A 13,013-nucleotide genomic window follows, 5' to 3' on the forward strand; every position below is an offset into this window, starting at 1 on the left:
AATCTAATACTATGGATTTATTTGGGATCTGAAATTTCATATTAATTGAGATCTTAAAAAAGAATTCTGTTAAAAAAAGAACAATATTTAAATGTAAAACTGTTTGCGGATTTTTCTGTGAATAATTAATTTTGAAAAATTTTCAATTTGAAACCAACAATTTCCATCGTCGTAGCCATTTTTAACCGGAAAGATGAGCTTTTTGAACTTTTAACTTCACTGACGCTTCAAACCGATAAGGATTTTGAGATCATTATTGTAGATGATGGTTCAATGATTGATCTGAAGCCTATCATTCATCATTTTGAAAATGCATTGAATATAAAATATTTCAGAAAAGATAATTCCGGTCCCGGATTAACCAGAAACTACGGTGCCAGAAGAGCAGAAAATGAATGGCTGGTTTTTGTGGACAGTGATGTGATTGTTGAGAAAGATTATATTGAAAATAGTAAAAAAGACATCCTTGAAATTCCATGTGATGCTTTTGGTGGAGCGGATAAGGCACATAAAGGTTTTAACCTGATGCAAAAAGCAATCTCTTATTCCATGACTTCTGTTTTTACAACGGGAGGAATCAGAGGAAATAAAAAAGCCGTATCCAAGTTCCAGCCCAGAAGTTTTAATATGGGAGTAAAAAAAGAAGTTTTTGAACAGGTTGGAGGGTTTTCGGAAATGAGAATAGGAGAGGATCCGGATTTGTCAATGACTCTTTGGGAAAAAGGTTTTAGTACTGCTTTCTTTGATGATATAGCTGTGTATCACAAACGAAGGGTAGACTTTGGAAAGTTTTCAAAACAGGTATTTCAGTTTGGATGTGCTAGGCCTATACTGAATCAGAGACATCCGGCTTATGTGAAAATCTCTTTTGCTTTTCCAACCCTTTTTTTGCTGGGTTATATTATGGGATTCCTTGAATATTTTATTTTAGGAAAAGGAATTATACTGGCATTTTATGGATTGTATACTTTTCTGGTGCTGCTTCATGCTTTGTGGGTAACTAAAAATATCAGTATTGCCGGAATGGCAGTAATTTCCACTTATATACAAATGTTTTCTTATGGATATGGATTTCTAAAATCCTGGATATTACTCAATATTTTTATGATGAAGCCCGAAGATGCTTTTCCAGACCATTTTTATAAACAGTAAAAAATAAATGCTGCCAATTTTAGCAGCACTTATTTGATAATTTAGAATATGGATATGTTTTCTGAATTTAGTACACCGGTTTTCTTCATGCATTCTTTCATTTTTCTGTAAGTTCGTTCAATGTCGTGATCCAGTCCTATTGAGAATCTGATTAAACCATCTGAAATCCCTATTTCTGTACGTTCTTCTTCCGGTATTTCAGAAGAAGTTGAACTTCCTGAGCAGGAAAATAATGTTTTGTAAAATCCAAGACTTACAGCTAAATAACCAAGGTTTTCATGCTGCATGAGTTCCATAAGCTCATTGGCTTTATCTACAGATCCTACATCCAGTGTCAGCAGACCTCCGAATCCATATTCTTCGTGGATCATATTCCTCATCAGTTCATGATTTCTATGAGATCTCAGACCGGGATAAACGACTTTTAAACCGTCTTTTTCAAACCTTTCGGCAAGATACATGGCGTTATGGCTGTGCTGTTTTATTCTAACATGAAGGGTTCTCATATTTTTAAGAATACTTGCTGAACGGAAACTGTCCATAGTGGGGCCCAGAAGCATACATGCACCTGTATTAACATTTTTTGTATCATTAATGAATTCCTGAGAACCGCAATAAACCCCGCCTACTGTATCGCTGCTTCCGTTAATGAATTTGGTTAAACTATGAATAACGATATCAGCTCCTAAAAGAGTAGGGGAAATAGATAGAGGTGCAAATGTATTATCTACAATAAGCTTTAAATGATGCTTTTTACATATTTCGGAAAGCTTTTTGAGATCTGCTACCTCAAGAAGGGGATTGCTGACACTTTCACAATAAATAACTTTGGTATTGGGAGTTATAGCATTTTCTATAGATTCAAAATTGCTGATATCTGCAAAAGTAGTAGATATATTGAACTGAGGTGAAAAGTTTTTTAAGAAAGCATAAGTTCCTCCGTAGATTGTCCGGCTGGAAATAATATGGTCGCCACTTTTGCAGATCTGTAGAAGAACAGAAGTAATAGCCCCCATTCCGGAAGCGGTAACGTTGGCAGCTTCTGTATTTTCCATTTTGGCAAGAGCCTGTGCCAGATAAAGGTTCATTGGTGAGGAATGTCTGGAATACAGATAGCATCCGTCTGCATTTCCTTCAAAAGTATCAAACATGGTCTTTGCAGACAGAAAAGTATATGTGGAGCTATCGGAAATGGATGGATTAACTCCTCCGAATTCTCCGAAATATTGTAAATCCTGTATCTCATTGGCTGCATTAAAGTATTCCATAGTTTTTTTGCTTAAAAATGAATTTATTTTGGAATAATTGCAATGATTATTTTGAATATAAGAATATAAATCTATATAAATTAATTTTTTTGGAATAAATGTTTATTATATTTGATTAATTTATATTTTCACCAAAAAATAATCTATGGACTTTGATGAAATCGACAGAAAGTTGCTTCAATTTTTACAGGAAGATGCCAAGCAAACTACCAAAGAATTGTCTTATAAGCTCGGTTTGTCAGTTACAGCTGTATATGAGCGAATCAAAAAGCTTGAAAATGCAAAAGTGGTTTTAAAATATGTTGCTATCCTGGACAAATGTAAAGTAGATAGAAATTTTGTGGTATTATGCCATGTGAAATTAATCCAGCATAAAAAAGAATATATTCTTCAGTTTGAAAAAGAAGTTATGACACTCCCGGAAGTGACTGAATGCTTTCATATAAGCGGTGATTATGATTATATTCTTAAAATCTGTGTTCGGGATATTGAGGATTATCGGAACTTTATGCTATCTAAGCTTACGACTCTACAGCATATTACCAGCACCCACAGTTCTTTTATAATCTCTGAGGTGAAAAATACAACGGCTATCGTTATGGAATAATTTAAATGAGCACTCCATTTTTAGAAGTAATAGGTTCGGGAAGATCTTCTTTTTGTCCGGTCATTTGAAGCAAATCAATTTCTATAGTTCTGCAGATTGAAAGCATAGGAACGTCAAACATAAGTCCGGCAAAAGGATTTTCAGAATAGTCACCTACCAGTTCCATAACGATATAGATCCAGCCTATGATTACACAGAAAGGTATGCATGTCCAGATTCCCCAGGTACCTAATCTGGCAAATTCATTGACTAATCCTAAAGGTAAAAGAGCAATGAAAATAATATTAAATACGAAGGCTGTACTGGCAAACTGTCTTGGTGAAGGAAACTTTTTAATCCTTTCAGCCTGTCCTTGGTAATCGTAGAAGAGATTAAGAGCTTCCTGTAGCTGCATCTGATTAAAGTCTGAAATTATATGGTTATTTTTTAACTCATTGATTTCTTTGGCCTGTTTTGAAATCAGATAAGTAGCAAAGTTTTTATATTCTGATTGCAGTTGAAGCTCTTCTTCGGAAAGGTATTTATGTAAGAAGATAGATGTCCTTCCATAATCTGGGAATCCTGCTTTGATAAGCCTGTTTCGTTTTACGTTAATAGATCCAAAGTGCTTTTTCAGGCTAATATGCTCCCATTCTGTGGGAACTAAAAGCTGTTCACGAAAAGTATAAAGCCAGGCAATGTGACGATAAGTAATTTTTTTTCTTCTTTTTTCCAGGTCTGTATGATTTCCGTTTTCTGTGTCAAAAGCATAAAGCATAGAGGTGAAAGCGCGGCTGGAATTCACAATACCTCCCCAGATTTTTCTTGCTTCCCATAATCTGTCATAGGCCTGGTTGTTTTTAAAACCTACATAGAAGGCTTCGGCAGTACCAATCAGGGCCAGTGGAAGCCATGGAATAGTCATCCATTGCCAGTGAAAGAAATAATATGCTGCAGCTACTACTGTACACCATATGGTAAGCCATATCAGGTGAGAACCTGCAAGATTAAGTATTTGTTTATAATTGATGTACTTTGTAGTGATCATAGGAATGTATGTGTTTTCTCGAGAGTTTTAACAAAATGGATACCAACCTGATCGGATTAAAGACAAAATTAATAAAAAGAAAAGCACATAGCGTTCAGGCAATAGAAGAAAAGACTGTTTTTACAACATAAATATAATGTAAATGAATGTCTTAGTTATTTATAAACAACTGAAAATCTTGAAATAAGCTGTGATTAATTATTTTGATCTTCAGCTTTGAAAAAAAGAAATCTTCAAAAAATAGAGATGCTTAATTGGCAGCTTGTTTTATACTATTTTTTTCGTTGATCTGTCTCTGTTCTCCATTCATCATCAGTTTACCATTATATCTTCCTCCGATTTCGATTTCCACTGCATTCACGGAAATATCACCGTTAATGACTCCTGATGCTTTCAGTTGAATCTCTTCTGCATTCAGATTCCCCTGTACATGACCAAAAACAATAACTTTTTTACTGTTAAGATCTCCTTTTATCTGAGCTTTGTTTCCAATGATAATCAGCTTGTCTGCTTTTACATTTCCGGATATTTTTCCGTCAATTCTTACACTGGTATTAGATACTATATCACCTGTTATATGCATATCTTCTCCTACAATTGAAGTAATAGCCTCATTTGTTGCTTTGCTGCTGGTGTTTAAGATCTTATTCTCTTTTTTGTTACTAAACATTTTTACATATATATTTAAAAGTTAAAATACAGCTCAGGGTTTATTCTTTCGCCTTTAAAATGGATTTCATAATGAAGATGCGGACCGGTACTTCTTCCGGTGCTTCCAATAGCACCAATGGTTTTTTCTCCTTTTATACTATCCCCGGCTTTCACATTAATTTTTGAGAGGTGTCCATATAAAGTTTGTAAATTGAATCCATGATCAATGATGATACAGTTTCCATAACCTCCTTTTTGACCGGCAAAACTTACTTTTCCTTCTGCGGTTGAAATCACAGGATCTCCCATCTTTCCACGGAAATCTGTTCCTGAGTGTCCTTCGGAGCCATGACCTGTAAAGGGATTGGCTCGGGTACCGAAATGAGAAGTTATTTTACCGTCGTAAGGTTTACCTAGGGGAATATTGACGATATTAGCTTCAAGTTTCTGGATATTCTTTTCGTATACAGAAGTTATTTTATTAACATCCTGTATTTCCAGCTTACTTTGGTCAGTTTTTTTCATTTTAAGACCTTGCAAACCTCTTTCCGCCAAGAATTTATTAATATGAGTGATGCTTTTATCGATAGATTCGAAAGATTGCTTTAATCTCTGCAAATCTACCTGTTTTCTAACGTAATTAGCTCTGTCAAGCTCCTGTTTGTAATGCTCACTGGTTTTCTGATAAATAAATATTCCGATAACAGCCAGAAGTATTGTCATAACAGAACCAATGACAAGAAGAAATTTTTTCCAGTATAATAAGACAAAAGTCGGAACCAGCAGCATTCTGTTTCCATGTCCCTCCGCATTCACGAAATGAACAGATGTTTTATGACTCAGCATATTATTAATTTTAGACCTGATTAAACGGCAGGACAAAACTATAGACTTGAAGTAATATATGCTAAAAGCAGCTCTTAAAATGTTGTTAACAAACGTTTGTTTTGTCTTAAAATATGTTAAAATATGAAACTTTACAACCCGCTAATAATCATTAAGTTAAATGGTTATTTGGAGTATTATTTATTAATATGGTTGTATTTTGGTAAAATATATAAATTTTAACTTTCTGATGTGAAATAAATTAATTGTAAATAAACTATGGGTTGAAAATTAAACAGAGATCCCTCTGAAATATTTCAGAGGGAGTTTTTATGTATATGGATTTTAATGTTTCAGCATTTTTTCAATCTTTTGGATCAGCTTTTCCGAATTAGGAAGCATTTCCTTTTCCAGAGCCATATTGATAGGAACGGCAGGAAGATCTAAAGAACCCATTGCTTCTACGGGTGCGTCCAGATAGCGGAAACAGTTTTTAGAAATTCGGTGGGCAAATGCTTCAGCAAAAGAATTATTCAGTTGTTCCTCTGTTAAAACAATACATTTTCCATGTTTTTTAACACTTTCAAAAACAAGCTCCTCATCCAAAGGAATTAAAGTTCTTAAATCAATTACTTCAACATTTCCCTGAAAGTTTTTAGCTGCTTCTTTTGCCCAGTATACTCCCATTCCGTAAGTGACAATTACTAGGCTGCGGCCCTTTGATGTTTCGTTCTGATCCGCTTCAATAATTACTCTGCCTTTTCCGAACGGTAACATATAGTCTGCATCAGGTTCAATGGTTTTAGCATCTTCAGTTCCCGGAACTTTACTCCAGTAAAGGCCTTTATGCTCCAGCATAATAATAGGGTTGGGATCATAATAAGCGGCTTTTAATAATCCTTTAAAATCGGCTGCATTACTTGGATAAGCTATTTTGATTCCTTTAATATTAGCTAATATACTTTCTACACTGCCGCTGTGGTAAGGTCCACCTCCTCCGTAAGCACCGATTGGTACACGTATAATATTGCTTACAGGAAATTTTCCGTTACTCAGATAATTTGATTTTGAAATTTCCGTAATTAACTGGTTAATTCCCGGATATATGTAATCTGCAAACTGGACTTCAACAATAGGCTTTAATCCTACAGCACTCATTCCTGCAGTAGACCCTATAATATAAGCTTCCTGTATGGCAGTATTGAAGACTCTCTTGTTTCCGAACTTTTTACCCAATGTTACAGTTTCTCGAAAAACACCTCCGATTCTTTCTCCGACATCCTGTCCATAGAGCAGGGCTTCCGGATGCTTCCACATCAGTTCCTGAATTGCGTGGATAGCGGCATCTACCATGACAATCTTTTCTCCGTTTTCAGGCTCACGGATCCCTACTTCCTCAGTAATAGGTGTCGGGGCAAAGATATGTTGGCTGACAGTTTCCGGGTTTGGATCTTCTGCATTTTTAGCTTTTTCAAAAGCCTGTTCTGCTTCCAGACGGGTTTTCTTAGTAATTTGAGCTAATTCTTCCTGACTGGTACCACTGTTTAATAGTTGCTTTCTAAGAATTTCTCCCGGGTCTTTTTCCCTGTGTTTTGTTAAATCTTCCTCGTCTCTGTAGAATTCTCTTCTTACACCGGAAGTATGGTGACCGATTAATACGGTTTTAGCACAAACCACTAATGGTTTTCTTTCCGACCTTACAAAGTCTACGGCTTTTTTCATAACCTCAAAGCTTTCTGCAAAATCGGTTCCGTCAACCCTCATTCTGCTTAATCCTGAAAATCCGGCTACAAAATCATAGGCGTCACAGGTTCTTGCTTCTTCCTTAGTCACTGAAATTCCCCATTCATTATCCTGAACCAGAAAAATAATAGGAAGCTGATGTAATGCTGCAAATTGAAGTGCTTCACTCACTTCTCCTTCAGTAACGGAATTGTCTCCTAAACTACATACTACTACAGGATTGTTTTCAAAATTCTGTAGTTTAAACTCCTGAATATATTTGATTCCCTGAGCTACTCCGGTTGTGGGAATGGTTTGCATTCCTGTTGCGGAACTCTGATGAATGATTTTAGGTTTGCTTTCATCACGGCTGGAAGGATGTGAATAATAAGACCTGCCTCCTGAAAAAGGATCATCAGCTTTTGCTAATAATTGTAGCATAAGCTGATAAGGCTCAAAGCCTATTCCAAGAAGTAAGCTTTCATCCCTGTAATAAGGGGAAACCCAGTCTTCTTTCTTTAATTGATATGCGGTGGCCAGTTGAATGGCTTCGTGTCCCCTTGAGGTGCTATGAACATATTTACAGGTATTCCTGTTCTCTTCATATATATCAGCCATTGCTTTGGCAAGCATCATATGGTTATAGGCCTTTAGTAAAATATCCTGAGAAACTTTTTCGTGAAGTGTATTTTCCATAGATAGCAAATATACATAAAAAAACAAAATACTAACAATCGTTAGTATTTTGCAGTAAATTACTGATTATGTTAATTATTCTTTAATTACTTTTCTTGTTATTGTTTCATTACCTGTTTTTATTTCAACAATATATATACCTTGAGTGTAAGATGACAGGTTTAAAGATGTCTCACTGGTATCAAGCTTTCCACTTTGTAATTTTTTACCTGATAGATCATAAATACTGAAAGTTGAGTTTTGAGGGGCTCTCAGCACTTTAACAAAATCTTTAGTAATAGTAGGTACTATTGCTAAGTTGTCCAGAATACTGGCTTCGTTATCCATTTTGCTTGTAGTTCCCAAGGTCTGAGACTGGCCGGTTACAATGATGGAATAGTTTTGAGGGGCAGAACTTCCTGCATTGTTTACCAGTGTTCCTTTATTTGAAATAACAACTCTGTATTCTCTTCCTGCGACAGGGGTATTAATTACAACCTGTTCTACGTTATCTACAGTGTTATCAGCTTTTGTTGCTGGTGTCAAAGGGTTTGTCGCATTAAGTTTCCACGGGTAATATGTCGTATTGGTTGTGGTGTCGATAATTCTTAGATCCAGGTCATTGACTAATCTTGAAGTTCTGTTGTTATAGGCCTGTATCCAAGTCATATTAGCTGGTAGTTTGTATTCAGGGTCCGTCCATGAAATCGTAACTTTAAGAGGCTCAGATCCTGAAGCTTTTACTATTTTTTCATTAGGAGTACCACTGGTTAATGTTTCGGTGTCGAATATAACAGTATTATTCGCTTTACCTACTAATATTTCAGCACCTCTTTTAGCATTGATCAATCCCCATCCGAATAATGGATCAGGACCTACATTTCCGGCTTCGAGCGCAGAATGAATAGTTAGGGTTTTTGCGCTGGCGGCATTCAGTGTTTGATTAGAAAATAAATCTTTATATATCTGTGTCCATAATCCGATAATTCCTGTTACAACTGGGGCTGAAAAGGAAGTTCCGTTACCATAAGCATAGGTGCTACTGCCTGTAGTGTTTTCGGCGCTTGAGGCATAAAATACATTGGTCCCTGTAGTGGTAATATCCGGTTTTATTCCTCCGTCGTCTCTTGGACCAGCACTGCTATAGAAAGAATGGACGGCATCGCTGGAAGAAGTGTATCTGTAATTATTGTTGGTAATAACATCGGAAGCACCTACAACAATGATATTTTTAGCTAAGGAGCCTATTCCGATACAGTCATATCCTTGTGCACAGTCAACGGGAGGTTTGGTGTCTGTAGAGGAAAATAGTGTTAAATTTCCGTTACTGCTCGTGTAAGCCGCAGATTCATTACCGGTTGGACCATCTCCAAAAGAATTCCCTGCAGATTTTACAATGATATAAGACGGGTTGTTATAAACAATTTGATCATAGTTCTGATCGTTGGTGAAATAGGTTCCTCTGAGGTCGTATGCAGTATTGGGGCTTGAAAAACCTCCTGTCCATAACCAGATGCTAGCTCCTGATGATAATTTTGTAGTAGTCCATCCGGAAGCTATACCATAGGAATGATTGGAGATGGCAGGTTGTGCTGTTAAAATCTTTTGAAATACAGAGCTTGTGTAAGAATTTCCTGGTAAGGTTGTAGTCGAAAAAGAATAAGAATTTATCGTAGAGTTTTTAGCTATTCCTTGAATATTCGCTGTAGTAGCTACTCCATTGAGGGTTCCTGTAATGTTAACTGTTGTGCTTCCAATAAATCCGGCTACACCTGTAGAGTGTCCGCTATATGCAAGAGAGCTGGCTTCTTTGTTGGTAATTCTTCCGGCTGCATTAGCAAAGGCCGGATGTGCTGCATATACTCTGCCTCCATCAAATATAGTGAATTTAATTCCTTCTCCATTATAGGCATTGTTGAGTCCTGTAATATTTCCAGCAGTGGTAATGGCATCTGCGTTGGAATTATATACCTGCCTGATATCATGTTCTTGGTAGTAATAAGGCTTTCCATCGGGCGTGAATCCTGCTAAGTTTTCTCTGTTATCTATAATTTCGTTTTGAAGCCCCGAATCCTTAGAAGTAGTGCCGCTGAGACGTTTTGCGAGATAAGAGTCGAATTTTTCGTTGTTCTCTCTGTTTTGTTTTTCAAACTCTCTTTTAAGAGCTTCATTGTCCTGAGCGTTTGCTAAACTGATAGCTAATACGCCGATTAGAAATAATTGTCTTTTCATATTGAATTGGGTTAGTTTGTTAGACGAAAAACATATTATCCTGTGGAATGTAATTGAATGCTGATATTTGATAGAATGTAAATTAATAATATAACATAATTATATATGTGTTATTAAAAATAATATGTTTTCGCTAATAAGTAATTAAATCAATAATTATTGATATAGACAAATGTATAGATAATTATTAGATGCAGTCAATTGATATTTTGAAGTATTTGATATGTTGTTTGATTTAATTGTATGATTATTAGTTATTTATAATAAAATCTATACGTTAAATGATAACTTAAACCGTATCCAATACGTATCCTGTCGTTTGCGCTGAGTGTGATTTTTTTACCTTGTAATATAGAAATTGATGAAAAAATAAAGGCTATTATATAAAAAAATAATACACTACCGTGAGGTGGTGTATTATCCATTATAATATTTAAAGAGATACTTATTCTTTAATTACTCTTTTAGAGATGGTTTCTTTTTCTGTTTTTACTTCGAGGATATAAACTCCGTTTGAGTAAGAAGACAAGTCTACGGAAGCTTCATCTGCGTTAATTGTTCCTCCCTGTATTCTCTTACCGGTCATGTCATATACATTGAAGACAGATTTTTTGGGTGCTTTAAGAACTTTCACATTATCTTTAGTAAGGGTAGGAGCTATGATGATGTTGCTTGTGCTGGCTGCCGCTTCTTTGGTTCCCAGTACTTCAGAATATCCTGTTATAATAATAGAGTAATCTTGGGTAGCGGAAGTTCCTGCATTATTTACTAAAGTTCCTTTATTGGAAACTACAATTTTATATTCCCTTCCGGCCACAGGGGTGTCAAATACTATTTGTTCTACATTATCGACTGTATTGTCTGCTTTTGTAGCAGGGTTAGTAGGATTGTTAGCATCAAGTTTCCAAGGATAGTAAGTGGTGTTTGTTGTAGTGTCAATAATTCTTACATCAAGATCGTTTATTAATCTTGAAACCCTGTTATTGTATAGATCAGACCAATAGTTGGAAGAAACTACATATTCCGGATCTGTCCATGAGATAGTTACTTTGAGAGGTTCGGATCCTGAAGCCTTAACAGTTCTTTCATTCACTACACCGTTTGTTAAAGTTTCATTATCAAAAATAATGCTATTATTTGATTTCCCTACAAGAATTTCTGCTCCTCTTTTAGCATCGATATATCCCCATCCGAACTGTGGATCTGGTCCTATAGGTCCAGCCTCAAGAGCAGAATGTACCATTAATGTTTTTGCTGAAGCAGCATTTAAATCCAGATCGCTGAATAAAGATTTATGAATTTGTGACCATAACCCTATAATTCCTGTTACCTGAGGAGCGGACATTGAGGTTCCGCTGCCTATTTGCCAGCTTGCGCTTCCTGTAGTGGTATCTGCTGTAGATGCCATCCAGATATCAGTTCCCGGAGCAGCAATATCGGGTTTTATTCCTCCGTCATCTCTTGGTCCTGCGTTACTGTAATCAGATCTTACAACATCCGCAGAAGTGTTATATCTGTAGTTATTGGTTGCAATGATATCAGTTGCTCCGACAACAATAATGTTTTTTGCTAAAGATCCGTATCCTATACAGTCAGCACCGGACTGGCAATTAGCTGTAAGGGTAGCGCCTGCTGGAAAAGCCGTATATCCGGCAGATCCGTAATAATAGGCGTTGGTGGTGGTTCCGGAATATCCCGGGCCGTATCCATAATAATTACCTGCTGACTTTACAATGATATAAGATGGGTTATTATATACAATCTGGTCATAATTCTGATCACTGGTATAATAAGTTCCCATGAGGTCATAAATCTCTCCATCGGCAACAGTGGCTCCCGGATAATAATTTCCTCCCCAGTACCATCCTGTATAAGGATAGCCGTCAGCAACCGTGTTGTAGCTCCATCCTGGATTAGTTCCGTATGAATGGTTGGAGAGTTTAGGCTGGGCGATTAATATTTTACTGAAAACTGTGCTTGTAGCAGTATTTCCTGGTAAAGTTGTGGTAGCGAACCGGTAAGAATCCATTGTGGAATTGATGGCTATTCCTTTCGTATTTCCAGTTGCCACAACATTTCCGTTAGAATCGGACTGGGAAAGACCTTGTGCTCTTCCTCCAATAATGCTGGCAACACCTGTTGCATGGCTGCTGTAAGCATTGGTGGCAGCTTCTTTGTTTGTAATTCTGTTAGTAGCGTTATCAAATACGGGATGAGTTTCGTATATTCTTCCTCCGTCAAATACTGTATATTTGATTCCTTCTCCGTTGAACGCTGCAGAAAGTCCGGTAACTCCGCCGGCTGTAGTTAAAGCATCAACATTGTTGTTGTAAATCTGGTTTTGGTCATTCGTTTGGTAGAAGTTAGGTACATCACCACTGAATCCTGCCAGATTAGTTCTCAATTCTTCAATTTTTTTCTGAGTTTCAGCATTTCTGTTGTTTCCAAATGTTTTGCTGATGTAAGTCTCAAATTTTTTGTTGTTTTCTTCATTTTGTCTTTGGAATTCACGGTGTAAATTTTCATTGTTTTGAGCATTTATCAAAGTAATTGCCAAAGTACTGATTAAAAGTAGATGTTTCTTCATAACATATAAGGGAATATAAATAATACGTAATTAAACAAATATATGTAAAAATATTGTTTATATCTAATTATGTTTATTGTAAATTCAATTATATTAATAATATGTTTATTTTTTTATATATTGATTTATTTATTTACTTGTTTTATTTTATTTTTAAAATATTTATACCGTAATTGAGTGGGCTATTTTTGTATAGTTGAATGATTAATATATTATAAATATGGTTAATTATTTATCTTGGTTATTGTATTTTTTTTAATGAATATG

The 13,013-nt window shown here is 35.9% G+C and carries 9 protein-coding genes; 2 read left to right on the plus strand and 7 right to left on the minus strand.

Translation table 11 applies throughout. The features are described 5' to 3' along the window. Positions 1–147 precede the first annotated feature (147 nt). Positions 148–1,152 carry a glycosyltransferase gene (locus tag Q0A18_RS05515; protein WP_292009176.1) on the plus strand — a complete coding sequence of 335 codons (1,005 nt, stop codon included), beginning with the start codon at positions 148–150 and terminating at the stop codon, positions 1,150–1,152. 41 nt (positions 1,153–1,193) lie between these two features. On the opposite strand, the gene Q0A18_RS05520 is transcribed toward Q0A18_RS05515, so the two are convergent. After that, positions 1,194–2,420, minus strand: a complete 1,227-nt coding sequence (locus Q0A18_RS05520) for an aminotransferase class I/II-fold pyridoxal phosphate-dependent enzyme (RefSeq protein ID WP_292009177.1) — start codon at positions 2,418–2,420, stop codon at positions 1,194–1,196. Between the two features lie 145 nt (positions 2,421–2,565). On the opposite strand from Q0A18_RS05520, the gene Q0A18_RS05525 reads away from it, so the two are divergent. Then, a complete protein-coding gene (locus Q0A18_RS05525; RefSeq protein ID WP_292009178.1) occupies positions 2,566–3,027 on the plus strand; it encodes an Lrp/AsnC family transcriptional regulator in 462 nt (153 codons plus the stop codon). Position 3,028: 1 nt separating this feature from the next. Here the strand turns inward: Q0A18_RS05525 and Q0A18_RS05530 are convergent, their stop codons facing one another. The 6 genes from Q0A18_RS05530 to Q0A18_RS05555 all read right to left on the minus strand — a co-directional run bounded on the left by Q0A18_RS05530 (position 3,029) and on the right by Q0A18_RS05555 (position 12,746). Next, positions 3,029–4,054, minus strand: coding sequence for a bestrophin family ion channel (locus tag Q0A18_RS05530; protein ID WP_292009179.1), 1,026 nt, complete (start codon positions 4,052–4,054; stop codon positions 3,029–3,031). A gap of 250 nt (positions 4,055–4,304) precedes the next feature. Then, on the minus strand, positions 4,305–4,724 hold the full coding sequence (locus Q0A18_RS05535) for a polymer-forming cytoskeletal protein (protein ID WP_292009180.1): 420 nt from the start codon (positions 4,722–4,724) through the stop codon (positions 4,305–4,307). Positions 4,725–4,738: 14 nt separating this feature from the next. After that, positions 4,739–5,551, minus strand: a complete 813-nt coding sequence (locus tag Q0A18_RS05540) for a M23 family metallopeptidase (RefSeq protein ID WP_292009181.1) — start codon at positions 5,549–5,551, stop codon at positions 4,739–4,741. A gap of 324 nt (positions 5,552–5,875) precedes the next feature. Then, positions 5,876–7,948 carry an alpha-ketoacid dehydrogenase subunit alpha/beta gene (locus Q0A18_RS05545; RefSeq protein ID WP_292009182.1) on the minus strand — a complete coding sequence of 691 codons (2,073 nt, stop codon included), beginning with the start codon at positions 7,946–7,948 and terminating at the stop codon, positions 5,876–5,878. 75 nt (positions 7,949–8,023) lie between these two features. Further along, positions 8,024–10,159: a S8 family peptidase gene (locus Q0A18_RS05550; protein WP_292009183.1), complete on the minus strand. Its 2,136-nt coding sequence runs from the start codon at positions 10,157–10,159 to the stop codon at positions 8,024–8,026. A gap of 445 nt (positions 10,160–10,604) precedes the next feature. Further along, positions 10,605–12,746: a S8 family peptidase gene (locus Q0A18_RS05555; RefSeq protein WP_292009184.1), complete on the minus strand. Its 2,142-nt coding sequence runs from the start codon at positions 12,744–12,746 to the stop codon at positions 10,605–10,607. Positions 12,747–13,013 lie beyond the last annotated feature (267 nt).

This window comes from Chryseobacterium sp. (assembly GCF_022712095.1).
Taxonomy (GTDB): Bacteria; Bacteroidota; Bacteroidia; order Flavobacteriales; family Weeksellaceae; genus Chryseobacterium.

Excerpts from the sequence above, each read along its gene's own strand:
- Q0A18_RS05535 (WP_292009180.1), bottom strand. The coding sequence starts at position 4,724 with ATGTTTAGTAACAAAAAAGAGAATAAGATCTTAAACACCAGCAGCAAA.
- Q0A18_RS05545 (WP_292009182.1), bottom strand. The coding sequence starts at position 7,948 with ATGGAAAATACACTTCACGAAAAAGTTTCTCAGGATATTTTACTAAAG.
- Q0A18_RS05555 (WP_292009184.1), bottom strand. The coding sequence starts at position 12,746 with ATGAAGAAACATCTACTTTTAATCAGTACTTTGGCAATTACTTTGATA.
- Q0A18_RS05540 (WP_292009181.1), bottom strand. The coding sequence starts at position 5,551 with ATGCTGAGTCATAAAACATCTGTTCATTTCGTGAATGCGGAGGGACAT.
- Q0A18_RS05520 (WP_292009177.1), bottom strand. The coding sequence starts at position 2,420 with ATGGAATACTTTAATGCAGCCAATGAGATACAGGATTTACAATATTTC.
- Q0A18_RS05530 (WP_292009179.1), bottom strand. The coding sequence starts at position 4,054 with ATGATCACTACAAAGTACATCAATTATAAACAAATACTTAATCTTGCA.
- Q0A18_RS05525 (WP_292009178.1), top strand. The coding sequence starts at position 2,566 with ATGGACTTTGATGAAATCGACAGAAAGTTGCTTCAATTTTTACAGGAA.
- Q0A18_RS05550 (WP_292009183.1), bottom strand. The coding sequence starts at position 10,159 with ATGAAAAGACAATTATTTCTAATCGGCGTATTAGCTATCAGTTTAGCA.